We start from the raw sequence: 24279 nt of genomic DNA, 5'->3' as shown, positions 1-24279 counted from the left end.
GTTCAGCTTCCTGACCTTTTACATGATCGTATCTCTCTCAAATCCCTTCATATAGATTAATGACACCGTTACTGAAAACTTATAAAAAATTATAAACTTTTATGTTCCATTCCTACTTCAACGAATATGCTTTTGATGATATAAATATCCATCTACTCACAGGTTTTTGTACTCTCCAGGGGTTTCCATATTTTCGAATATTTTTTTCGTTTTTGAAGCATATTCCGCAGACCAATAAGCAAATTCGTCAGTTTTTGCTTGATCGTTTAAGTTGACAGATAAAAAAGTTTACACACGAAAAAAGAAGGGAAAGCCAGACTTTTTTGTATGACTTTCTCTTCTTTTATACATTTTATTTTGCCTTAAATACAGCGACTTTCTCTTTTGACAAGTCAATTTTATCCGGAAGGATGGAAGTTTTCTCAGTGGATTCTGATGTTGTGAATCCTGTTGAGTCGGAAGTATTTGACTTCATCGCATCCTGCAGAGTATTGCTTACTGTCACATTTGCAGAAAAGATATCTGTTCCTGTGGAAGTTGCTGCATCACCTGTTGTTATGCTTACCGTACTGCTGCTCTGCATTTCCTGAACCTGTTCCTGTGTCGGGTAGAAGGATGGCTGGCGGATGTAACGGAAACTTGCACTGTATGCTTCGCCTACTGTTACTCCATTCTTGCCGGAGGAGCAGTGTACTGCGATCCAGTCACCTGCGTCTGTTTTACCGCAGAGAATACCTACATGATTATCGCTTCCTGCTTCCGGTCCTTTCTGGAACACCAGATCTCCGGGCTGTGCATCTGCCTCAGTTACCACGTTTGCTTTCTCCCACTGATCGGAAGTTCCGTCGCCTACAGCTTCCTGCATTGCTTTATCCTGATATCCGTTGATCACTGCCCAGGTGACAAAACCACTGCAGTCCAGTCCGTATGCGCGGATGGTTCCAGTGCTCTTGCTTCCCTCGGCTGATACCTTCTCGCTGGTTCCCCAGCCTGGATCTTCACCGATCACTGTGGATTTGCCGCCCCAGAAGTAACCGACTTTACCAACCAGTGAATAGGCTGCGGAGATAACATTTACTCTTTCCTCGGAAACATCATCTCCTACGCTCTCGCGGACAAAACCGTTGGCAGCTGTTACTACCGCGCAGAGGAGTTTGCAGTCTGTCTCCACATATTTCTTAAGGATCGTACGATCCTTTTTTGCGATTTTATTTTTCTTAATATAGTAGTTGATTTTACGATTAGCGTATGTAACGTGAGTGATATCCTGCTTGTCCCTTACGATCGGGTTCATCTCTGCAAAGATTTTCGCAAGGTCTTTCTTGCAGGAAGAATCCAGGGTAAATTCTGTTTTTCCGTCCTGGCTCTGCTGATATACATAGACTGCAAGGATATCCTGCCAGTTTCTTACCAGAAGACTGTCTGCAGATGTGGTGGTCTTGCTGCCGTTTACATCGCTGGCATCTGCTACTTTGTTCTTCTCTTTATATTCCTTCTCGATCTCATCCATAACAGAAGCGAAATCATCTGAGAAGGTCAGATTGTAGTTATTCTTCAGGCTGTCCAGATAGAAATCCTTACCTGCGTGGATATTGGACGCATAATATACCGGAGTTCCGGTCTGTGCAGCACTGGTATTACTCGTAAATGGATTATTCGTATTCGCATTGTTCTTCTGCGCTTCCAGCTGAGCAATAGTCGCTTCTGCCTGAACCAGCAGATTATAATTAGAAACTTGTGCCTTCTCTGTATCAGACAGGGCATTATATGCAGTGCGGATGCTCTGAACAGTGGCTTTCTTCTCCAGCGTGATGGTCTGTGCGTTCAACTCTTTGATTCTGTCGATCACATCCTGGGCTGCCTTCGTAATCTGTGAAGACGGTGTTGGTGTAGGATTCGCAGGTGTCGGAGTCGGATCTGTTGGTGTCGGAGTCGGATCTGCCGGTGCAGGTGTTGGCTCTGCAGGTGTTGGTGTCGGATCTACCGGTGCAGGAGTCGGGTCTGCAGGTGTCGGATCTACCGGCGCAGGTGTTGGCTCTGCAGGAGTCGGATCTGCCGGCGCCGGATCCTCTGATCCTGAATCAAAATCACCGGAATCGCTGAAATCAGAACCGTCTGCTGTATACGCAGCAGTATCCTCTGCTGCAAGTACGGACGCAGGACCGGATAATACCATTCCTGACATCAATGTCAGACATAAGAATCTGGTAAGATACTTGTTTTTCATATATCTAAATTGCTCCCTTCTTACTGTGAGCATGTCCTTACCCCCTGTTTATAAGGGCATACTGTCTAAATTACTTTTCACATTATTATGTTATTTCATAAGTGAATTATCCCGAAATATTAACCTGTTTTATTCTAGCATAATCATTTTTTGAAATCAACAGCTCAGGGCAGGTAAATTCCAGATTTGACCAAAATTCATTTTTTTGTCACATTTTAACCGAATCAAGTAAGTCCCCCTGCAGAAGTTGCGAAAAGCAACAAGCAGTGAGAAAGATATATTTCAGAATGCAGGAAGGCTGTGCGGATATGATTTCCACACAGCCTTCCTGTATTCTTAACGTATCTCTGTCAGGCTGCCTGAATGGCTCCTGCAAAGTTCTTATTACCAATGCAGATCTGTATCAGTCCCTGCACTACCTGAAAACACATATTCAGGATAAAGCGGATATCCTCTTCCACGCTGCGGAGCTTGTTGAGGTATTTCTCATGAGTAGCTTCGATATAATCGATCAGGGTGGAGAAATCTGCGAAGCGGATGGCCGGTTCCAGATATGCATGTGCTTCTCCCTGCTGTATACATTCTTTCAGTCTGTTCTTAAGTACTTTCTCATAATGATTATGCTGGCTGAAGCTTCCTGTATATGTTTTGTTATGAGGAAAGGTAAAATAATCCGCCATATAGTGGATCACTTCGCCGAACCGCCGCCAGTAAACTCTCTGGTTACTCTCATCCGGTCTGATATCTGCCAGTTCTTTCATCCGGTTCTTGACATCTTCAAATGTTCCGTAGAACTCGTGTCTCCTGGTGATAAAGGACGGTTTGATATCCGGCAGAATGCTGCCCAGGCAGAAAGCCTTTCTGTGAGACTGCAGGCTTGCTGTGGTCTGCATCTGATCCGCAAGGTATCTTGCTAATAAAATATGTGATTTTTTACGCAATTTTCTTCCTCTTCTTTCTTTTGAGAACCTATCATTCTTATATATGGGAACGAATAATAATCAACTTAACCAACATAGAATACTATAGCAGATTTATACCTGTTATTCAAATAAAATTTTTGTAAACTTTTTCACATTTTCAGGTCAGACAACTGTTTCAGTAATTCCAGGTCACTGTCCTTTACTTTCAGGTTTGTCTCTATCTTCTCTCCCTCAGGAGTAGTGATCGCAATTTCAATAATGCTTCCTTCTTTAAGCCCTTTGCGTGAAACTGCCTGACAGAATGCCGGGAACTTGGGATGATTGCTCTTAAAGGTGTTCCATGCACCTGTGATCTTCATGATATTTCCTATATTGTTTCCTATGTTCATATGATTGTTGTGTCCTTTCTTATCTCAACTGAATATTCCCGATTCTGAGAACTGATGCATATAATAACATACTTCAACAGATTTGGCTATACCAAAAGCCCCCCAGGATTAACTCCCGAGGGCTTTCATGCTGCTCATATTAAATTGTGATCACATTATTCAAGCAATCAGATTATTAATGGATTCTAACTCATATACAGTAAACGGATCAATGTCAATACAACCGGACTCATCTCTGTTGCCAGAAAGATCCCATGCAAGAGTACCATTCATAACGGTACAAGCTTCCTTAAATGCATCAATATCTCTTAATGGCTTAAATATTTCTGCTTTCAAATCTTTTGTAGCATCATAATCTACAATCTTGCCATCATCAAAAAATACCTGCACATGAAAGTTATCCAATGGTATCACCTGTACTACTGTTGGAAAATATTCGTTCATATGATTTCCCCCTTTAGATAAGCGGATTAATTCTATTTAATGGCTTCATATCTTTTGCAAGTTCCCAGTTTTGCATCAGTTCATCCTGATGGATAGTACACCAAGCCAATATAAGTCTAAGTTGTTTATTTGGTAATGAACCTCGAATCACTTGAATGTTATTAATATCTACTAATGCTTTTTGTCCATTATATTCTGCATGGAAATGTGGTGGCATATGATCATTATAATACATGGTAACACGTATTCCGTAAAACAATGATATTTCTGGCACTGCTCTCACTCCTGTTCATTTTTGTAAATTTCAGTTTCTTATGCTTGTATTATAATATAGATTATGTCTATTCAGCAACCTGTTTTTTGATTCTGACAAAACAGATATAGATATCAGTGTAGCAGCAGTCATCTTATACTCATTTCTTCACAATATATTGAAGAAATAACCATCAAATTTCAACGATAATGCTTTAAGGGTAAAGTTGTTAGGGTGCATGGTTTTCGTTGGAAATTTAAAGTTATATATAAGGAATTACAGGATAGAATGGATTCTGTGAGGGATGGGATGGTTATGCGGATGACTGTTTTAGTTCCCTTCCGTTATATTACTGCTGTGCTGCCTGTTCTAACTGAGCAATTAATTCTGGTGTAATATCTGTGTTTTCTGCATAGCCATGATCTTTTTCAAATTGAAGAATTGCACTATTTGTAAGCTTTCCAGGAACACCATCTGTACTGCCTGAATTATATCCTAAGTTAGTTAATAATTGCTGTACTTTCTGGATATTTTCTTTATCTGTATAAACTACTCTCTGAGATACAATACCATTATTTACAGTTAAATAAATATCACTTGTCTCAGCCTTTAATTGATAAGTATCCTTAACTCGAATAGCTAATTTAAAATCAATAGTGCTGATATCGTCAACATTTATTCCGCTTAACTGTTCTGGATACATTTCTAAAAGGACATCTCCTGTTTTACCAGTTTGAATTTCTCCATAAGGTGAACAATTCACAGATGTACCATTGACTATTATACTGTTACTGGATGATGTAATAGTTAAATCTTTGTGATATAAGTTTACAACACTCATTGTAAGTCTTGCGCTACCATACTGAGTTTTTCCGTATCCTGTAATCGTTATTTTAACACCATCATCATTATAAATTTCTATTGGCTGCTGATTTGCCCCCATATTAACATCACTGGTATCAGTGGTTGATGTATCTGTTGTCGTAGTAGTAACTGTATATGTGCCAACGCCACTCTCCAATGCTGTTTTTGTATTCCTAAATTCTTGTAAGCTTGCCGTATCATCAATATCCAATCCATAATAATCTACAAAATCAGGAAATGTAATAGCTCTCACATTATATCCGGCATTCCAATATTGCAAATAAACACTGTTGGAATCCTTATAATATTTTATTCCATTCAATTGAGTCTCAAGTGCTGTAATATAAGCGTCTGCTAACATTGTGAATTTCGCATTATCAAATGTGCAGTCCTTATATTTCTTCAATAAATCATATTCCGCATTAACAAGATTAGTGTCAAATTTTACAACTTCATCACTAGACATACTGGCAGTATCTCCTCCATTGTCACTAATCTCCCATCTGTTTTCAATACCAGTTTTTAAATCATTTAAGAAATCTTCTTGAGATGCTGTTTTATTTTCCTCTTTTGCCATTACTGTTATAGATGACATCATAGAAAGTGCTGTAACAACAGCAAGTACACTTTTAACAGTTTTCTTTTTCATTTTATTCACACTCCATCTTTGGTTATTTTTATGTCTATTATATCTGATATTTCCCTTCTTGTACAGTAAGATATGATGTATAACAAAGTTAAATATCATGCAACACCATTTGATTCCTGGTTCTCAAAATCATCTGATGCTTCCTCTTTAAATAAATCCTCACTCTCATCCAGTGGATCAGGTTCTCCCCATTGTTCCGCTGTGGCTCCCAACGATTCCAGAAGCTTATCAATCGGTGCTTCATCCCTGAGTTGAGACTTTAATTTTTCAACATACTCTCGCTCACTATATGATAACGGTATAATACGCTTTGAAGTATATTTATTATCAATTTCAGATTGCAGGTATGTATTCTTATTATGAATATACTTTTTAACTTGACGTACTATTTCAACAGGATATTCAGTTCTCATATGAAATGGTAACAGATAGAATTATTGCAGAACTGGAAAAAGGGAACATCCCTTGGAAACGCCCTTGGACGGGAGTCAGAACAAAGGCATACAACAGAATTACAAAGAAACCTTATAGCATTATCAATCAGATTCTTCTGAAACATTCTGGAGAATATGCAACATTTAAACAGTGGTCAGACTTAGGTGGACATATTAAAAAAGGTGAGAAGTCAGAAATCGTTGTATTCTGGAAAATATATCAGAAAGAAGAAACAAACGAAGAGACAGGAGAAAAGGAAGTCAGAAAGATACCTGTACTGAAATATTACAACGTCTTTCACATCTCACAGGTGGAAGGTGTGAAACCTTTAGAAGTACCATTTAGAGAGGTTGAGCCAATAGAAGAAGCAGACAAGATCATCACAATGTATGTGAATCGTGAACATCTTGACTTCAAGGAACTGCCAAGCAATAAAGCCTTTTATAGCCCATCCTGTGACAGAGTAGTTGTACCAATGAAAGAACAGTATGAAAATATCAATGAGTATTACAGTACAACATTTCATGAACTGACACACAGCACAGGACATAAGAGCAGGCTCGACAGATTGGAAACAGGAGCTATTGCAAGTTTTGGAAGTGAAACCTATTCAAAAGAGGAATTAGTTGCAGAGATTGGAAGTGCTTCACTCATGAATATGTTAGGAACTGAAACACCTCAGACCTTTAAGAACTCAACAGCATATATACAGAACTGGTTACAGGTTTTGAAGAATGATAACAAGTTTATCGTATCTGCAAGCAGTCGAGCAGAGAAAGCAGTCAATTATATCCTTGGTGAATGATACAGAGGCGGTTGAAATATACCGCTTCTTTTTTATGTCCTTCTGCCGTATGTCTGCTGTTGTCTATCCTGCTTCTGAATCTTATTATATGTATGATAGATTATAATATAAGGCATGGCAGAAGGTGACGCATATACAGGTATGATGTGTATGTCTTTATGGAGTAATAATAGATAATGTGATGGTGTATCAGAGTATATGAGCGTATGAGTATATATGTGCTGTACAGTATCATATATAACAGTGTGTGCAGGTATGGTATATATAGTGTGTATTGCATGGCACAGTATGGTATATGTATTATATATAATAGTGTATATCAGTATGTCAGTTATATGATGATGTGTGACTGAATGAAGCAAGGCACATTTGACACATTGACAGGGTAACAGAGCAATGACAGAACCTTGAGCAAGTGTCTATATGATTCTCTGCCAGTGTGCCAGATCATAAAGCAATTTGCTATCTGCTGTTGTCTGTTGCTATCTCTTGCTATCCTGTATCTGTGCGCTATTTCTGTGTCTGCTTTCTGTTATCTGGGGCGTAGCTTTCTATTGTGTTGCTGTGAATGTTCTGTGCTGTCTCTGTGAGGATTTTTGTTTTCTGGTGCTGTTATGTTTGGTGTTGTGTCTGGTGATTCTGTTGTATTATTCTAATTGTATTATTGCGTTTCTTACTATCTGATATTTATTATATATTATTATTTGTAATACTATCCAGTACAGAAAAAATTAAGGCTAAGAGAATTATGTGTGTGATTCTCCTAGCCTTTTTATATTAAGTGTGTTGTGTATTGTCGTGTCCATCTCTGGACGGTTATACTTTTGTATCTTCTCCTGTGATCCGCTGTTGTTTCTGTCTGGTGTTCTCTGTCCATCTCCACAAGCTATAGGGGCTTTGCTATTTCTCTATGCTGTCTGGTGGGATGGTCAGAAGCTTATAAGCTTTTTGTATTCTGGCAGTCACATGATGGAATACTGTTTATTGTGTTGTGTGTTCTCTGGTGCTGTGTTATGCTGTCTCTGCTGTCTGCTCTGGAAGTGTGTGAAGTACCAGGACATAGGGGAGACATACCCCCGGGTGGTTTACATTTCTGTAGAAGGGGCGTGTGTCCGTATGGGGTGGATGTATTCCATTTTCACGATACGGATAAAATTTGAAATTATCGAACGACTGCTGCAATCCTATTACTCAATCATAAATATTTTCATTTGGGAAGTTTCCTCCACCATATCCAAGAAATAGTTCTTCTACAATTCCTGTTTTTATATTCTTGAAATATGCATGTACACCCGTTCCCGTTCCTTTAATAGACAACTTTATTTTGGAATTATTCCTAGCTTTCTTCGTACCATCATACATATTCTGTACTTCTATCTTGGTTAATTTCCATCCTTTTTTCGGTACTATCTTTATAGTTGCTGTAATATCTTTCTTCCGATTATTATGATTGAAATGTCTGGATTTTTTAAAATATTTAGTATAATTCGTACTTCCTATTTTAAATGATTTACAAGGATATTCATATTTCACCACTGTAATCTTTTGGGTAAGTGTTTTTCCTGCATATCGGAAAGATACTTTTGAAATACCTTCTTTAAGAATCGTGTACCCGATAATTCCATATTCTTGATTTAAGTTAAGTTTAACAACATTCGGATTGGAATTTTTCAAATTTGTAATCTTAGCATTCGGAACCTGACCATAAATACTGATAATGCCACCATGTGTAATTTTATTTTCATACAAATAGTATGTAGCACTTTTCTGTATAAAAGGATTTGCTGCCTGTACTTTTGACACTCCAATATTCGTCAAGCCAAACATTAACACCAGAGTTGCCAATACCATCATAAATTTACGGACTTTCTTCATACGTTTATTCCCCTTTCTTTATTAAAACTTCACAAACTTTGTCTTAAAATATACACCACTTGCCTTAATCAACTTCCTATATTTGGTGTACACTTTCTTCGGCAATCTCAATGTTACCGTCTTATTGACTGCCAAACCTTTCTTACCAACATATTCCAGAGCAGAACCATTAATCTTTAAGACTTTAATAGATGTACACTGGTAGAATGCTTTTGCACCAATCTTTCTTATGCTTGATGGTAATGTCACATTCTCAAGGTTTGGACACTGAGTAAATGCACATGTGCTGATAACTGCTACTCTCTTGCCAAACTTAACGGTTTCCAGATTCGGACACTGGTAGAATGCATATTTACCGACATAGGTTACATTGTTACCAATTGCAATACTTACAATATCTTCATTCTGATAGAATGCTTTATCCTGTATAGCAGTTACTTTGTAGACTTTTCCGCTGATAGATACTGCTGATGGAATCTTAATCTCTACTTCTTCTTTTGCCAGACCAATAACGCTTACTTCTTTTGCGCCTGTGACTTTGTACTTGAGATCCCCAACAGAATATACATCTCCAATCTGCGGTGTGCCAATCTTAGCAGTAACTATATCAGAATCTGCACCCTGATATTTCTTGCCATCTACAGAACAAACACCCACTACCTTGTAAGAATATTCTGTTCCTGGTTCTACATCTTCATCTGTCCAGAGAATCTTTGTTGTCTTTTTAATCTGCTTGTACTCTGTATCTGATGTAGTTTTACGATATACCAGATAATAATCTGTATTCTCTGCTCTATCCCATGACAGATCAATAGAAGTTTTCTGAACTTCTGCTGTTAAGCTTGTAATCTTATTAGGCTTGATTACCGTCCAAACTGCATTGACTGTAATATTTGCGGTAACTTTTGAGAAATCCTTGTCCCATGATAATTCATATCCATTTCTATTGATATATGGGTACTCTGCTGCATCACCAGATTTTACTTTTTCTGTCTTAACAATCTTGCCACGATCTTTAAATGTTACGGTGTATTTATTTGTTTCTGATGGGCTTACGATGATTGTGGTGTTACCACCACCGTTGTCTTTTTTTGTCCATACTGCATTGATTACCATATCTTCTTGGATATTGGTATAGTCAGCATCCCATGAAAGTGTATAGCCTGATTTTTCTTTTAGGGATGGTGGTGTTGCGTTTTCACCTTCTAATACGTATTCTGTTTTCTGAGTACGTCCATTATTCTTGAATATTACCTTGTAATCTGCTGATATAAATTTAATGTTATTTGCTTTCGCATATGATTCCGCTGCACTGTCCTTGTATCCATAAATAGTAAGATTACGACAATTTTTAAATACATCAGTTCCAATATATTTAACAGATTCTGGAATTGAAATTTTTACTAAATCTGTACAATTATAAAAAGCATCATCATTAATTTCTGTTACTTTTGGGGGTACTGAAAATTCCGTTAATTTTGTTCCACAAAATGCATTTATAGGTATGCTATCAATATTCTGAGGATAATTAAATCCAGATATAGATGTATTAAAAAATGCGCCACTTTCTATACTTGTAATTGTTGATGGTAATGTTATTTCTTTCAAATTACTACAAGCCCAAAATGCATCTTCTCCTATTATTTTCACACCTTCAGGAATGTTTACTTTTCTTGTGGCATTCATTCCTAATTCTGGTATGCGTTCCAAACCTGAAGGAAAAGTTATTTCAGCATTGCAATATTCAAATACGTCATTACCTAACGATGTAAGGTTATTTGGTAATACAATTTTATCAAGTGATGTACAATTACTAAATGCACATCCTTCAATTTCTATTATAGAATCCGGCAATAGAAGATTTGTTAATTCTGTACAATCTCTAAATGCATATTCACCAATACTTGTAACCGAATCTGGTATTGTAATATTTTTCAAATTCTTCAAATTCGCAAATGCATTATTTCCAATTTTCTTAATACCTTTATTTATAATAACATTTTCTATATTAAGTCCATCATCTTCACCTATACCACCTAAATCTGGTATTGTATTTAATGTTGACGGAAAAGAAATACTTTTCAAACTACTGCACTCACTGAAAAGATAATTTCCAATCTCTGTTACTCCCTCTGGAATCACTATATTTTGTAGAGAATAACATCCGTAAAATGCTGAACTTCCTATAGATGTTAATGTTGTAGGTAGCTTAATTGTATTTACAGAATCAAATCTTTCAAAAAACCAATTTCCTATAGATGTAACACCATCTTTTACAATAATATGTTTAATATTGTTCTTACTGTCATACCAATCACCATTATTATAAGTACTACCTGTACCCGTTAAAGTCAAAGTATCTCCTGCAATAATAGCAGTAATATCATCTCCCGCTTTTATTACAGGTTTTTGCGGACGATTATTGTTATTAGGCGTTACTTTTACACATACATAATCACCATTTGTATTATCAGTAGCAAAAACATAAATATCTACTGCATCTTCATCCGTAATATTTACCTTTATATATGTGCCACCATTTTCTCTAATCTTCCCATTTTGTTTTGTATTATCATATGCAGGTTGTCCACTGTCTTTTTTTACATATTCTACGTAGTACGTAATATCTTTGTTAGATGTACAATAAAATGAATATTGATAATGATTATCCCACCCTTGCTCACCTTGAGAAACTTGAAATTTTATAGAAGACAATTTAGGAATCTTCTCTATCTTTGTTTCATTACAGCGTTTACAAGTATATTGAGCTTCTCCTTCCTCAGTTTTTGTCGCAGGCTTTATAATTACACCATCATTCCACCAATGATCATATGCCGGAATCTCTTCTTTACTTGATTCATCTATTACTCCGCAAATATTGCATTTGTTAGCTTTTATTCCTTTTTCTGTACAGGTTGGTCCTTTAATCTGAACTTTTTCTGCTGTAAACTGATGAGAACCTTCACCTAATGATTCAAATTTAATAGATTTTTTCTGATCATCGTTTAACGAATCATAATATTTTTTTGCATATGAGCAGTCATAACCTTTGATTGTTCTTAAATTAGGGCAATCATTAAGTGCTTTAGAATCTATTTTTGTAGTATTTCCTTCAATTATAACTGTTGATAAACGTGAACATTTGAAAAAAACCTCTCGCTCAATGTTAGATACTCCTTTTGGAATTGTGATTTCTACTAAATTTGAACAATATTCAAACGTAAATATTGGAATGTTACAAGAAAATCCTTCTTCAAAATTCACTGTTGTCAAATTAGTACAATTCCAAAAAACATCATCACCCAATGCTTTTAATGTTTTGGGCAATGTTATAGACATCAAGCTACTACAATCATGGAATGCCCTTCCTCCAATGCTTTCTATTCCTGATGGTAATCCTATTTCTGTTAAGCTTTTGCAATTATAAAATGCATTTGCCCCAATACTTTTCAAAGTCGTCGGCAATTCTATTTCTGAAAGATTAATACACGAAGCAAATACTCCTTCTGGAATATCTTTTAAATTTTGGGAAAGTTCTACAGAATTTAAATTAAAACACCCTAAAAAACATTCTTTACCAAGATTCTTTACAGTATCAGGTATTACAATTTTATCAATACTCTTCCAATATTCAAAAGCGCTCTCATCAATCTCTTCCAATCCAATCGGTAACAGAAACTGCTTTATATTGTTGCAACCAGAAAATGCCAATTTTCCAATTCTCTTAATATCTTTTCCCAGTGAAATGTTTTCTACACTACCACTATTCTCATATTGATTTAATAGACGACTGCCAACACTAGTAACACCATCTTCTATAATAATCTTCTCAATTCCACTTTTTCCAATAAAAGGATTCTGATGTTTATTGGTATAATCATATCCATTATCATAATAGTCCCACATATCCCCAGTACCAGAAATAGTAGCAGTATCATTTTCAAATTTTACATATACACTATCACCAATCAGTTCACCTTGCTCTGTTGATTCCTCACTCTCACCAACAGCATCTGTGCTAAACTGATCCATACCATCAGTTTCATTCTCCACTTCTGGTACTTCTTCTGCATCATCACTAAATTGTACCTCTGCTTCTTGTTTCGTACCATCAGAAAAATCCGCTGCACTTGCCACACTAAATGGTTCTATAACCATCGTACTGGCAAGTAAAAAAGCTAACACTTTCTTCTTCATTCTGTCATCCTCTTTTCTCTGTTTCTTTTTATAAAATAAGACACTGCTTCTATTCCCCGAAAAGCAATGCCTTAATTATCATAGTTGCAACTGGCTGTCATACATTCGCTTAGACCCTGTAGTTTTGCGTCACCAAATTTCTCTGGCTATGCTGTATTCAATTGCATAAACATTTCACATAAAATTCACAATTTGATTATACTACTGCTATATGTAATATGCAATTCTTTTTGTCAAATTTGTTCGACATTTCGTATTTACTATCACATTTCTGTAATACTTACATTATATTCGTTATTGCGAAGATATTCAAGTATAAGAATCTATTTTATGGTAATGATATCAAATATCTTTGAAGGAACAGCCATGATAGATTACAGCCCATTCTGGGAAACATTAAAAAAAACAAATGAAAACTGGTATACTTTGACAAGTAAGCATCATATGTCTCATAGCACTTTGCATCGTCTTAAACATAATCAAGACATCTCTATGAAGACTGTTAATGACTTGTGCCGTATTCTGCACTGTCAAATACAGGATATTTGTGTCTATGTTCCTTCTGATGAAGATCAACCTTTATGATAATATATCATGCTCTCAGAGCACCTCTCAGACCTTGTATTTCGCTTTATAATGGTTTTTTATGTACCATATGAAGATTTTCTCGTGTGTATATTATTCGTCCTTAAAATTTAATATACGTGTTTATAGGGGCGGTAGTTTTACATTAAAGAGTACCGCTCGGCAGCAGACGTATAAAACGTAAAAAAATAGGCATACCAAGGATTGTACTCCCTGATATGCCTATAATTATTTTAATCTGTAATTTCAATCTTCCAATTCATCAATGCATCATATAGTTTATGTGGAATTTCTTCTTTATACTGTTCCGCTAAGTCTTGAATAAAATCTTCTTTGTACTTTTTATATCTGGCAAATGCTTCTTCTGGAGTATCATAATATCCTAATTTAATCTGTTCTCCACTAACTGCCAGACTTGCACGAAATTTATTCTTTTCATTGTCAAAATAAACTCCTAGTGGATAATTGCCTCTTGCTCTTGTACCGTTAATAATTAGCGTATTAATTATATGTGGTGCAAGGCAACATGTTTCTGGACTATACATAGTATTACCTTTTATCAGAATATCTTTATCCAAATCTTGTGACTCTTCTCCATAATCATGTGCTTCATACCATATTTTAAAGTTTTGGAAATTCAACCATTCTTCACATACATAGCAATTCATATACTGAGGATTTCTTGCATGGAATTTAGCATTATAACATCTTTGTAGCATATCGCACCATCGTTTATAAACACGAGAAGTAACATCAACACCTACTCCACCACGATAACCCTTTCCTGCTATTGTAGGTTTCATAGATGGTTTACTCCAATAATCCGGCTTAAATTTACGATCATTCATTACTTTAACAATAAACTCTTCTGAATCGTCACCTGTTTCCATATAATGAGTCTTTACAATACGATACTGTTCTTTGTTCAGAGGATACAGATGTTTATAATAATTGTCATCTTTATTCATTCCCTTATGCCAGATAAACACATTACTCCGCATATCTGCATTAACCACAAATTCTTGAACAACCATCTTAGCAATATAGATTGTGCTTTTCTTGTATACCCATTTTCCATCTACATATGTATCCTTATAAGCGACACAACGGGCTGCACCATTGCTGTCATATCCAAGTTTTACTAATACATATGTATCATCTTTTTTCTGTATCACTCTTCCATAATTGGAAAGCCATATATCTCTATAATCTATTAGCTTTACAAAAATTTCATCATATTCAATAAATTCAATATTTGTTAATGACAGATCAAGAATCCTCTCTGGTCTGATTTCCTTATATTTTCTTTTTATCAGAATATCTATATTGTTACTCAAAGCATTTTTCTTTGCTTTTCTGATCTCATATCTGCACTTTTTACAAGTATGGATATGGTATTGCTTACCATTGTACTTTAATATATCAAATTCATCTATTGATTTTTCTTTATGACATTTATCACATACTTGATATTCTCCTGTTCCCATTACTTCTCTAATCCTTTCTCATCCATATTATTATCAGCAATTGTCCTGTCAGCCATTGGACACCACTCAGGACTTGTCTCAGGTAAAACATCCTCGCCCAGTTTACCCATCAGATTTGTTCTATTTCTATTGTCACAATAATACATCTTCTTATTGACAGCATAGCATTTTACATATTCACAATCTTTACATCTCATTACTCTTCTTCTCCTTCTTCATATTCATCATCTTTATTATTTGCTTCTTCTTTGAGATAATCTCCATACGCTTCGCAAGCACGATTTAACACAGTACCAGATTTAAACTTTGCCTTATATCTTTCTGGAATCTCATACACATTTTTTCCTGTTCTTTCCATTCCAGGACATGCTGTTCTTTCCTTATAAAATTTAGGCTTTACAGTGAAGTATCCTAATAATACCAGTTTATCTCCATTTTCTAAAATATCTGTCATAGTGCGAAGCATATAACGGATTGTCCAGTAAGTATTCCAGTAATCTCCACCTATCCTATTTTTGGGTATTCTCTCATATTCTTTGAATCTATTAGCTTCTCTCATTTTATCATGTACCATTTTGGTAAACTCTGCTTCATATATTGTTTTGTTCATTGTCATTTCCTCCTTGTTTTTGTTCTATTAAATCACCATTTCTTCGGGTATGTTTTTTCTGTTGCTTATTTCTAATCTGATAAACCGTTTCTCATACTCATCTGCAAACTTTACCTATTATTTTTAAGCACTAAAATAAGCCCACATACCTGTAGTTATACAAGTACATGGACTTATTCAGATGTTTAAAATATTCAGTTGGCAATATCAGGCATTTACTGTGTGAAATTCCCTATTATACATTGTTAGATATATGTCATACCCCATTTTTACTCCATTTTCGCATGAAATTGTGTGAAAATACGGTAAGATACGTGAAATCAGTATTTTCACAAACCCTTTAGATTTCGCTGAAATCCGGTGTTCCATACAGGTCGAATGGAGTTGACTGGTAGACATAGTAATTCAGCCAGTTTGTATACAGGTTGTTCGCATGTGCTCTCCACATAAGGAGCGGTCTGTTTTCCGGGTTGTTGTCTTTGTAATAATTCTCCGGGATTTCGATGGGCAGGTTTTTGCTGACATCACGTTTGTACTCACCGTCAAGAGTCACACGATCATATTCAGGATGTCCCATTACAAAGATCTTGCGGCCGCCGTCTGCCATTGCAAGGAAAAGCCCTGCTTCATCGGATTCAGCAAGCACTGTCAGCTCTTTACAGTTATGGATATCCTCGATGGGAACTTCCGTATGTCTGGAATGAGGTGCAAGGAACATATCGTCGAATCCGCGTACCAGCGGAATCTTACGGTTCATCACTTTATGCCAGAAAAGACCGAACATCTTCTTATCAAGTTTGCGTTTTTTCAGTCCATAGTGGTGGTAGAGTCCTGCCTGTGCAGCCCAGCACAGATAAATGGTGGAGGTAACATGGGTGTTTGTCCAGTCCATGATCTCTACCAGTTCCTTCCAGTAGTCTACCTCTTCGAATTCCATCTGCTCTACAGGAGCACCTGTGATGATCATTCCATCATATTTGTTATTTTTCAGTTCCGGAAATGTCTGATAAAATTTATTCAGATGACTCACAGATGTATTCTTCGCTTCATGGCTCTGTACTGCCATAAAGGTGACATCCACCTGCAGCGGTGTGTTGGAAAGGGAACGCAGAAGCTGAAGTTCTGTCTCCTCTTTCAGAGGCATCAGGTTCAGAATGAGGATCTGAATGGGGCGGATATCCTGATGGGATGCACGTGACTCATCCATCACGAAAATATTTTCTTTTTCCAGAATCTCTTTTACTGGCAGATCGCTCTGTATTTTAATTGGCATTATCTTATCTCCTGTTCTTATTATTTTATTGTTGTGCCATCTTCAGGAAATCTTCTTCAGAAAGGATCGGAATTCCCAGTTCTTTGGCTTTTTTATTCTTTGAAGAATTGGAAGTTGTGTCATTATTGATCAAGTAGTTCGTCTTCGATGTTACTGATCCGGTCACCTTGCCTCCCAGAGACTCAATAAATTCCTTTGCCTGTGCTCTGTTTGCAAAGTGCTCCACACTTCCTGTGATAACGAAATTCATGTTCCGGAAAATCTGCTCACCTGTCTTTTCTTCTTTCTTAACAGTCAGATGGCTCATCAGATGATCCAGTTTTCTGTTATTATCCTCGTTTGAAAAATAATCAGTCAGACTTCCGGCAATTACCGGTCCGATGGTATCAATAGAGCTGATTTCCTCTTTATCTGCATGGCGGATCTTCTCCAGATCATCATCAAAATGCCTGCAGATCACTTTTGCATTGGCAAGACCGATATTGGCGATTCCAAGGCTGTAGATCACCTTCGCAAGAGTAGTCTCCTTAGCTTTATCAAGGCTGGTCATCAGGTTCTCAAAGGATTTCTCCCCGAATCCGTCCATCTCCACGATCTCATCACGATGCTTTCCAATCTCAAAAATATCTCCGAAATCATGAATAAAGCCTCTTGCAATGAATTTCTCCAGTGTTGCTTCTGACAGTCCGTCAATGTTCATGGCATCCCTGCTTGCAAAAAGTGCAAAGGATTTGATCTTCTTTGCGGCACAGTCAGGATTTGTACAGTAAAGTGCCTCCACATCATTTACCTTCTGTATCTGTGTTCCATGGCCACATGCAGGGCAGGTATCCGGAATTTCCAGTTTACTGCTGCGTGTGAGGTTTTCTGCAATCTGCGGAATGATCATATTTGCTTTATATACAGTGATCGTATCCCCGATACCAAGCTGCAATTCTTTTAGAATGCTCACATTGTGTACGCTGGCGCGGCTCACAGTGGTTCCCTCCAGCTCAACCGGTTCAAAAACAGCCACCGGATTGATCAGCCCTGTTCTTGACGGGCTCCATTCAATCTCCAGAAGATGGGTTTCTCTGATCTCATCTGCCCATTTGAATGCAAAAGCATTTCTGGGAAATTTCGCCGTTCTTCCAAGGGAATCTCCGTATGCAATATCATCATAAAGAGCAACCAGTCCGTCCGACGGAAAATCATTCTCAGTGATCGCAGTTGAAAAATATTCCATGGCTTCATCCAGCGTTGAAGCTGTGACTGTCCTGTATTCCACTACATCAAATCCCTGTTCTTTCAGCCATTCAAACTGCCGGGCTCTTGAATTATGGAAATCAACCCCGTCGGCGCTTACCAGCGTAAATGCGTAGAAACGCACATTCCTGCGGGCTGTGATCTCATTGTTTAACTGGCGGACAGAACCGCTGCATAAGTTTCTCGGATTCTTGTATTTCGCATCAACGTCTTCTATGGATTCATTGATCCGTTCAAAGTCCGAATAGGTAATGATCGCTTCCCCACGCAACACCAGTCTTCCCTGATACGGGATTTTAAGAGGAATGTTCTTAAATACTCTGGCATTATTGGTGACAACCTCTCCTGTCACACCGTTTCCACGTGTAACTGCTTTGGCAAGTCCTCCATTCTCGTAGGTAAGAACGATCGTCAGTCCGTCCAGCTTCCATGACAGAAGCGTTTTGTGTTCCCCGATAAATTCCCTCAGAACTTCTCTGTCCTTAGTCTTGTCCAGAGACAGCATGGGGGATTCGTGTTCTTCTTTTGGAAGCTGGTCAACTGCCTCGTACCCTACGCTTACGGTTGGGCTGTTTGCCAGAACAGTGCCTGTCTCTTTCTCCAGAGCCTGAAGCTCGTCGTACATCTGATCGTACTCTCTGTTGCTTATGATCTCTGTATCCTGCTGGTAATACGCCTTTGCTGCCCTGTCCAGCTTTTGCACCAGCTCTTTCATTCGCATGATCGCTGCTGTTTCCATTCTGTTCTCCTGTTCTGATCACTGTTTCACTTGTGGAAGATTCCAGTAAATGGTTCAGTTCTTCCCACTCCTGTGCTGTGATCTCTCTGTATTCGCCTTCTCTGATCCCGTCCAGAGTCAGATTCATGATCCTGATCCTTTTCAGCTTCTGTACCTCATATCCCAGATACCGGCACATTCTGCGGATCTGCCGGTTCAGTCCCTGTGTCAGAATGATCCGAAAGCTGCATTCTCCTGTCTGCACCACTCTGCATGGTCTGGTCACTGTATCAAGAACAGGGACTCCCTTGCTCATCCTTCGGACAAATTCCCTGTCCACCGGCTTATTCACTGTCACAAAATATTCTTTCTCATGATAGTTTCCGGCGCGCATGATCTTATTGACCAGATCTCCTTCATTTGTCAGAAGGAGAAGGCCCTGTGATTCTTTATCCAGTCTGCCCACAGGATAAACACGCAGAGGATAATCCAGATAATCTGTTACCGTCGTCTCATCAAACTGCTGCTTTGTGCTGCACACGATCCCTCTGGGTTTGTTAAAAAGAAGCAGTACTTTTTTTTCATTTTTATGGACAGGTATATTGTCTGCACAGATCTCATCTTCCAGGCTGACTTTCTGACCGCTTTCTGCTTTTTTTCCGTTTACCGTAATCCTTCCCTCTTCAATCATCCGGTCGGCTTCCCGTCTGGAGCATATGCCTGCCTCGCTTAAATATTTGTTTATTCTGATTTTTTCGTCCATTGTTCTATTATATAATTTTTTGTACATCTTATCAACGGTGAAATTTTGATGGAATTTTTCTGGAATTTTTTTCAAAAGGGCAGGAATGGGGAATCGCCTTGTATTTTGTCAGATTTTATTGTATGATATCGAATGACAGGATATCTTTTTTGTCACTGATTTTATCAAAAAGGAGGCTTTCATGTCAGAGAATTTACCACGTACAAACCGGTGGCTGATCGCACTTTCTGTTATTCTGTGTCTGATACTTGGAGGAATTTTCACCCGTTCTTCCGCTGTGACTTCACAGGCAGATGCCATCAGCGATGCCGGAGCTTTCGTGTCAGAAGATCAGGATTCTGCGGAGTTTACTTCTGAGGAAACATTGACTGATAGCAATGATAATTTTACGGATTCTTCTTCCGGGAAACTGTTTGGACGCACTTCTTCAGATTCATCTGAGACTTCTCCGGGCGGTCCTGCATTAAGCACTGAGATCTCGCCTGAGGCATCAGAGGGCAGCTGGGCTTCCAGTGGAAGTAACTGGATGTTTCTGGTGGATGATAAGCCATACACAGGATGGTTCACAGATACAGACGGGAAACAGTACTATATGGATGAGACCGGTATTATGCAGACAGGCTGGACAGATATCGGAAAGAAGCGGTATTATTTTGATATGGATGGCATTCTGCAGACAGGGACTGTGATAATAGATAAGAAAACTTATGAACTGGATACAGATGGTTCTCTGAAAGGTTATACACCAAAGAAAAAATCCTCGAAGAAGAAATCTTCAGATAAGTCAGCTACCTCTGACAAGTCCGGTACATCTACGGCAAAGAAGTCGGTCGCCCTTACTTTTGATGATGGTCCCAGCTCTTTTACAGGCCGTCTTCTGGACTGTCTGGAAGAAAATAATGCAAAGGCAACTTTCTTTATGGTGGGTACTGAGATTGCCAGTTTTCCGGACGAAGTAAAACGCATGAAGAAACTGGGCTGTGAACTTGGAAACCACACTTATGACCATAAGGATCTGGCGACTCTTTCTTCGGATGAGATCAGTTCAGAAATTGCAAGAGTGGATGAACAGCTTGTAAATCTTACAGGTGAGGGAACTTCGGTGGTCCGCCCGCCATATGGATCTGTTAATGATACGGTAAAATCAACTGTGGGAACCCCGATGATTCTGTGGTCCATTGACACTCTGGACTGGAAAACGCAGGATGTGGAATCTACGGTTGAGGAAGTCATGAATAACGTAAAAGATGGTTCCATTATTCTGATGCATGACATTTTCAGCACCTCTGTAGATGCAGCCGAGATCCTGATCCCGCAGCTTATCAAAGAAGGCTATCAACTTGTAACAGTACACGAACTGGCTTCCCTGCATCAGACAGAATTATCGGCAGGAGTTACATACGGTGAATTTAATTGAATCAAGTAAATCCCCTGCGGAAGTTGCGAAAAGTAATAAAAACAGCAAAATCTCCGGCAGAAGCTGACAAAAACAATGTCAGAAAAACGGAACGTAAAATACAGGCAGTTACCACCACAAGGATAACCGCCTGTATTTTTTACGTTCCATATTCAATTTTATTCAAGTAAATCTCCTCTGATGTATCCGGTTTGACCGTCGTAGTCGATCTGAACCCATTCACCATCAGTACCTGTCTTCTGAACCTGATCACCTGCTGAGATCACGCCAAGGATATCAGCATCTGTGCTGGCTTCTGCGCGTACATTACATTCCTCCGAAGCAGTAAGCATCGTGCCATCTTCTGCCTCTGTTGACACACCTGCTTCCTCCCCAAGACCATTCAGGAATTCTTCAAGAGACGGATCAGATTGCTGTGCCTGATCCAGTTCATTCTGCACCTTCTTTATAAGAGCTGAAACATCACTGTCTGATAACTGTTTTTCCATATATGCGGAAATCTCAGAATCCTGTAAAGCTCCGTTATTGATCACCCAGTTTCCTTCGCTGTTCTTATATACATAGAACTGAGTCAGTGCAGGGGCCTTGGTCTCAACGCCCTGACAGATATACGAGAAACAGGCGTAAACCACGTAAGAATCATCTGTCATACCTTTCTTCGTGTACACATCGCCTACTTCATACCCTTCGATATAATCTTTCAAATTTGTGACTTTTGACTCATCAGACGGTGTGAAATCATCTTCCAGAGTCTTCAGCGTTGCAATATCTTTTTCCCCCAGAGCCTGATAATAGCTCGTGATCAATGCAGTAACGTCTGCATCTGCTGTTTCCATGGGATTGGCGTCTTCTTTCTTCTCGTCAGACTCCCCTTCACTTATCGGAGAAGAAGGAACATTTCCCTGGTCTTCGGATGTGGTTTTCTGTTCATCTCCGGAATTCCCCTTATTACTTCCGGAACAGGCTCGAATGCCGCAAAACAGGACAACCACAATTATCAGAATAGCTCCACCCAGCATAAAATACCGGAGATTATCTGATAACCATTCTCTAAAATCATCCAAGTTCTTGTCCTCCTTATGAGTTACCGTTTGCTCCGTTCACTGCCGCCATACGATTTCTGACAGTTCCCGATTCTGATAACTCCTGTGATACAACGCACCGGAACTGTACATACGTCCCAGGCAGCACGCCTGAAGGGAATCGAACCCCCGCACATGGTACCGGAAACCACTGCTCTATCCACTGAGCTACAGGCGCGTATCTTGAAAATCTGATTTTCAAAGGATTTATATAATTTATTTAATACAAGGTCTATATTATCATAATTACCGAAAAAAGTAAAGTTTTTTATTTTGTTACAAAAGATGCATTATTTTGTTACAAGTCAAAAATTATGGGCAGTCATGCATTGTGCTGACTGCCCGGTTTTATTTACATTTTCAGATCGTCGAATTTCAATCGGATGATCACCAGAGTGATCGCCATAAGAATGATTCCTGCCGGAAGTGCGATCCATGCTGTCTGTACAAATCCTGCGATAATATAAGTCAGGAAAGATACTGCTGCTGCAACCATTGCATAGGGAAGCTGTGTGCTGACATGATTTACATGTTCACACTGTGCACCTGCTGATGCCATGATGGTTGTATCGGAAATCGGTGAACAGTGATCTCCACATACAGCACCTGCCATACATGCAGAAATAGAGATGATCATCAGTTCATGATTTGTTCCTGAGAATACATTAACAACAATCGGGATCAGGATACCAAAGGTTCCCCATGAAGTACCTGTCGCAAATGCGATAACAGCCCCGATCACAAAGATAATTGCAGGAAGGAAATTCATCAGCCCGCCTGCAGAGCTTTTAACAATTGCAGATACAAATACAGATGCACCAAGGCTGTCTGTCATGGCCTTCAATGTCCAGGCAAAAGTAAGGATCAGGATCGCAGGTACCATTGCCTTGAATCCGTCCGGAATACACGCCATACAGTCTCTGAAATTCATAACACGACGTATCAGATATAAAACAATCGTGATAACCAGTCCGAAGAAGCTTCCAAGCACCAGTCCCACAGATGCATCACTCTGTGAAAATGCAGTTACAAAATCAGTTCCGCTAAAGAAACCACCTGTATAGATCATACCGATTACGCAGCATATTACAAGGCTTACGATCGGGATCAGAAGATCGATCACCTTGCCACGCGGATTACTTTTCTCATCTTCAGCCGCGTTTGCATAAGGACGTGCAGGTGTTGTGTAGATATCGCCTTTTAAAGCATTTGTCTCATGAACACCCATTGGTCCGAATTCTACTTTCATAAGAACCATTGCCACCATCATGAAGATTGTAAGCAGTGCGTAGAAGTTATAGGGAATCGCATGTACAAACAGGGAAATTCCATCCTCTCCTTCTACAAATCCGCTGACTGCCGCGGCCCATGAAGAAATCGGCGCAATGATACATACCGGTGCTGCTGTGGCATCGATCAGGTACGCCAGCTTTGCGCGGGACACATTGTGCTTATCTGTCACAGGACGCATAACACTTCCTACTGTCAGGCAGTTAAAATAATCGTCAATAAAGATCAGTACACCAAGAATGATGGTTGCGAGTTCCGCACCAACTCTGCTCTTAATCCTCTTACTGGCCCAGCGTCCGAATGCCGCGGAACCGCCTGCCCTGTTCATCAGACATACCATGGTTCCCAAAATAACAAGGAAGATCAGGATACCCATATTATAAGAATCTGTCAGAACGCTGATCATTCCGCCTTCAAAAATATGAAGGATTGTTCCTTCGAAATTAAAATTAGAGTAGAACAGTGCACCAACCAGTATTCCTACAAACAGTGAACTGTATACTTCTTTGGTGATCAGTGCCAGTGCAATGGCAACAAGCGGCGGAACCAACGACCAGAATGTGCCGTAAAATTTCGCAGATGCAGCCACCTCTTCCTCTGCTGCAAGTACAGTCAGCGGACTTGCCAGTATCAGCAGCATCAGTGCTGAAAGGCAGAGTGAAAGTCTTTTTATGTTACTTTTCATTTCTTTTCTCCTTCTCTTGTAAGATATATGATATTTCGATCATAGCACGCCTCTTAATTAATG

General features: G+C 38.7%; 19 protein-coding genes, 1 tRNA gene, 1 pseudogene and 1 riboswitch. Of the genes and pseudogenes, 3 read left to right on the top strand and 18 right to left on the bottom strand.

Translation table 11 applies throughout. The annotated features are described in order from the left end of the window. Positions 1–352 precede the first annotated feature (352 nt). The 7 genes from I4V44_RS06610 to I4V44_RS06580 form a co-directional block, all read right to left on the bottom strand. A complete protein-coding gene (locus I4V44_RS06610; protein WP_243100794.1) occupies positions 353–2227 on the bottom strand; it encodes a C40 family peptidase in 1875 nt (624 codons plus the stop codon). 350 nt (positions 2228–2577) lie between these two features. After that, the gene (locus I4V44_RS06605; protein ID WP_118330407.1) at positions 2578–3168 is read right to left on the bottom strand and encodes a zinc dependent phospholipase C family protein; all 591 of its coding nucleotides are present in this window, start codon (positions 3166–3168) and stop codon (positions 2578–2580) included. A gap of 131 nt (positions 3169–3299) precedes the next feature. After that, positions 3300–3539 (bottom strand): hypothetical protein, encoded by a 240-nt coding sequence (locus I4V44_RS06600; RefSeq protein ID WP_008703324.1) that lies wholly within the window; start codon positions 3537–3539, stop codon positions 3300–3302. A 159-nt stretch (positions 3540–3698) separates the two neighbouring features. Beyond that, positions 3699–3983 carry a DUF2442 domain-containing protein gene (locus I4V44_RS06595; protein ID WP_118586696.1) on the bottom strand — a complete coding sequence of 95 codons (285 nt, stop codon included), beginning with the start codon at positions 3981–3983 and terminating at the stop codon, positions 3699–3701. Positions 3984–3996: 13 nt separating this feature from the next. Continuing rightward, a complete protein-coding gene (locus I4V44_RS06590) occupies positions 3997–4257 on the bottom strand; it encodes a DUF4160 domain-containing protein (RefSeq protein ID WP_055053094.1) in 261 nt (86 codons plus the stop codon). 328 nt (positions 4258–4585) lie between these two features. After that, positions 4586–5749, bottom strand: a complete 1164-nt coding sequence (locus I4V44_RS06585; protein ID WP_182437897.1) for a peptidoglycan-binding domain-containing protein — start codon at positions 5747–5749, stop codon at positions 4586–4588. A 95-nt stretch (positions 5750–5844) separates the two neighbouring features. Further along, positions 5845–6162, bottom strand: coding sequence for a hypothetical protein (locus tag I4V44_RS06580; protein ID WP_118586702.1), 318 nt, complete (start codon positions 6160–6162; stop codon positions 5845–5847). A 5-nt stretch (positions 6163–6167) separates the two neighbouring features. Here I4V44_RS06580 and I4V44_RS06575 point away from each other — a divergent pair, with 5 nt between their 5' ends. After that, the gene (locus tag I4V44_RS06575; RefSeq protein ID WP_196002516.1) at positions 6168–6989 is read left to right on the top strand and encodes an ArdC family protein; all 822 of its coding nucleotides are present in this window, start codon (positions 6168–6170) and stop codon (positions 6987–6989) included. A 1191-nt stretch (positions 6990–8180) separates the two neighbouring features. On the opposite strand, the gene I4V44_RS06570 is transcribed toward I4V44_RS06575, so the two are convergent. Both I4V44_RS06570 and I4V44_RS06565 read right to left on the bottom strand, forming a co-directional pair. After that, positions 8181–8864: a hypothetical protein gene (locus I4V44_RS06570; protein WP_196002515.1), complete on the bottom strand. Its 684-nt coding sequence runs from the start codon at positions 8862–8864 to the stop codon at positions 8181–8183. A gap of 21 nt (positions 8865–8885) precedes the next feature. Then, positions 8886–13061, bottom strand: a complete 4176-nt coding sequence (locus I4V44_RS06565; RefSeq protein WP_118759348.1) for a leucine-rich repeat protein — start codon at positions 13059–13061, stop codon at positions 8886–8888. Positions 13062–13143: 82 nt separating this feature from the next. Then, positions 13144–13224: riboswitch (cyclic di-GMP riboswitch) on the bottom strand. Between the two features lie 167 nt (positions 13225–13391). Between I4V44_RS06565 and I4V44_RS18180 the strand changes: the two genes are divergently transcribed. Then, positions 13392–13646 (top strand): helix-turn-helix domain-containing protein, encoded by a 255-nt coding sequence (locus I4V44_RS18180; RefSeq protein ID WP_420314885.1) that lies wholly within the window; start codon positions 13392–13394, stop codon positions 13644–13646. Between the two features lie 233 nt (positions 13647–13879). On the opposite strand, the gene I4V44_RS06555 is transcribed toward I4V44_RS18180, so the two are convergent. From I4V44_RS06555 to I4V44_RS06530, 6 genes and pseudogenes are all read right to left on the bottom strand, one after another. Continuing rightward, complete coding sequence (locus tag I4V44_RS06555) at positions 13880–15133, bottom strand: hypothetical protein (RefSeq protein ID WP_118586714.1); 1254 nt, start codon at positions 15131–15133, stop codon at positions 13880–13882. Then, on the bottom strand, positions 15133–15330 hold the full coding sequence (locus tag I4V44_RS06550; protein ID WP_118586717.1) for a hypothetical protein: 198 nt from the start codon (positions 15328–15330) through the stop codon (positions 15133–15135). The genes I4V44_RS06555 and I4V44_RS06550 overlap by 1 nt, the downstream gene beginning before the upstream one ends. Then, positions 15330–15743, bottom strand: coding sequence for an HU family DNA-binding protein (locus tag I4V44_RS06545; RefSeq protein WP_055149328.1), 414 nt, complete (start codon positions 15741–15743; stop codon positions 15330–15332). The genes I4V44_RS06550 and I4V44_RS06545 overlap by 1 nt, the downstream gene beginning before the upstream one ends. A gap of 340 nt (positions 15744–16083) precedes the next feature. Beyond that, positions 16084–17016 carry a homoserine O-acetyltransferase MetA gene (metA, locus tag I4V44_RS06540; protein WP_022381035.1) on the bottom strand — a complete coding sequence of 311 codons (933 nt, stop codon included), beginning with the start codon at positions 17014–17016 and terminating at the stop codon, positions 16084–16086. Between the two features lie 25 nt (positions 17017–17041). Continuing rightward, on the bottom strand, positions 17042–19000 hold the full coding sequence (ligA, locus tag I4V44_RS06535; protein ID WP_196002514.1) for an NAD-dependent DNA ligase LigA: 1959 nt from the start codon (positions 18998–19000) through the stop codon (positions 17042–17044). Between the two features lie 88 nt (positions 19001–19088). Then, positions 19089–19742, bottom strand: a pseudogene (locus tag I4V44_RS06530) (pseudouridine synthase); the annotation flags it as partial. Between the two features lie 181 nt (positions 19743–19923). Between I4V44_RS06530 and I4V44_RS06525 the strand changes: the two are divergent. Continuing rightward, complete coding sequence (locus tag I4V44_RS06525) at positions 19924–21159, top strand: polysaccharide deacetylase family protein (RefSeq protein WP_196002513.1); 1236 nt, start codon at positions 19924–19926, stop codon at positions 21157–21159. Positions 21160–21317: 158 nt separating this feature from the next. On the opposite strand, the gene I4V44_RS17585 is transcribed toward I4V44_RS06525, so the two are convergent. The 3 genes from I4V44_RS17585 to I4V44_RS06510 form a co-directional block, all read right to left on the bottom strand. Beyond that, entirely contained in the window at positions 21318–22223 is a 906-nt protein-coding gene (locus tag I4V44_RS17585; protein WP_020993940.1) for an SH3 domain-containing protein, read from the bottom strand. Between the two features lie 124 nt (positions 22224–22347). Beyond that, a tRNA-Arg gene (locus I4V44_RS06515) sits at positions 22348–22419 on the bottom strand. Between the two features lie 174 nt (positions 22420–22593). Next, complete coding sequence (locus tag I4V44_RS06510) at positions 22594–24171, bottom strand: Na+/H+ antiporter NhaC family protein (protein ID WP_420314756.1); 1578 nt, start codon at positions 24169–24171, stop codon at positions 22594–22596. Positions 24172–24279 lie beyond the last annotated feature (108 nt).

It is taken from the genome of Blautia sp. 1001283B150304_161114_C9 (genome assembly GCF_015668165.1).
Lineage (GTDB): Bacteria > Bacillota > Clostridia > Lachnospirales > Lachnospiraceae > Blautia_A > Blautia_A wexlerae.
The sequence above is the reverse complement of the archived record's forward strand: the minus strand, read 5'-3'. Positions and strand labels throughout refer to the sequence as shown.

What these genes read in the sequence shown, in the direction of transcription:
- I4V44_RS06595 (WP_118586696.1), bottom strand. Translation starts at nt 3,983, where the DNA reads ATGAACGAATATTTTCCAACAGTAGTACAGGTGATACCATTGGATAAC.
- I4V44_RS06550 (WP_118586717.1), bottom strand. Translation starts at nt 15,330, where the DNA reads ATGAGATGTAAAGATTGTGAATATGTAAAATGCTATGCTGTCAATAAG.
- I4V44_RS06525 (WP_196002513.1), top strand. Translation starts at nt 19,924, where the DNA reads ATGTCAGAGAATTTACCACGTACAAACCGGTGGCTGATCGCACTTTCT.
- metA (WP_022381035.1), bottom strand. Translation starts at nt 17,016, where the DNA reads ATGCCAATTAAAATACAGAGCGATCTGCCAGTAAAAGAGATTCTGGAA.
- I4V44_RS06570 (WP_196002515.1), bottom strand. Translation starts at nt 8,864, where the DNA reads ATGAAGAAAGTCCGTAAATTTATGATGGTATTGGCAACTCTGGTGTTA.
- I4V44_RS06510 (WP_420314756.1), bottom strand. Translation starts at nt 24,171, where the DNA reads ATGCTGCTGATACTGGCAAGTCCGCTGACTGTACTTGCAGCAGAGGAA.
- I4V44_RS06555 (WP_118586714.1), bottom strand. Translation starts at nt 15,133, where the DNA reads ATGGGAACAGGAGAATATCAAGTATGTGATAAATGTCATAAAGAAAAA.
- I4V44_RS18180 (WP_420314885.1), top strand. Translation starts at nt 13,392, where the DNA reads ATGGTAATGATATCAAATATCTTTGAAGGAACAGCCATGATAGATTAC.
- I4V44_RS06585 (WP_182437897.1), bottom strand. Translation starts at nt 5,749, where the DNA reads ATGAAAAAGAAAACTGTTAAAAGTGTACTTGCTGTTGTTACAGCACTT.
- I4V44_RS06580 (WP_118586702.1), bottom strand. Translation starts at nt 6,162, where the DNA reads ATGAGAACTGAATATCCTGTTGAAATAGTACGTCAAGTTAAAAAGTAT.
- I4V44_RS06610 (WP_243100794.1), bottom strand. Translation starts at nt 2,227, where the DNA reads ATGAAAAACAAGTATCTTACCAGATTCTTATGTCTGACATTGATGTCA.
- I4V44_RS06545 (WP_055149328.1), bottom strand. Translation starts at nt 15,743, where the DNA reads ATGAACAAAACAATATATGAAGCAGAGTTTACCAAAATGGTACATGAT.
- I4V44_RS06565 (WP_118759348.1), bottom strand. Translation starts at nt 13,061, where the DNA reads ATGAAGAAGAAAGTGTTAGCTTTTTTACTTGCCAGTACGATGGTTATA.
- I4V44_RS06575 (WP_196002516.1), top strand. Translation starts at nt 6,168, where the DNA reads ATGGTAACAGATAGAATTATTGCAGAACTGGAAAAAGGGAACATCCCT.
- ligA (WP_196002514.1), bottom strand. Translation starts at nt 19,000, where the DNA reads ATGGAAACAGCAGCGATCATGCGAATGAAAGAGCTGGTGCAAAAGCTG.
- I4V44_RS06600 (WP_008703324.1), bottom strand. Translation starts at nt 3,539, where the DNA reads ATGAACATAGGAAACAATATAGGAAATATCATGAAGATCACAGGTGCA.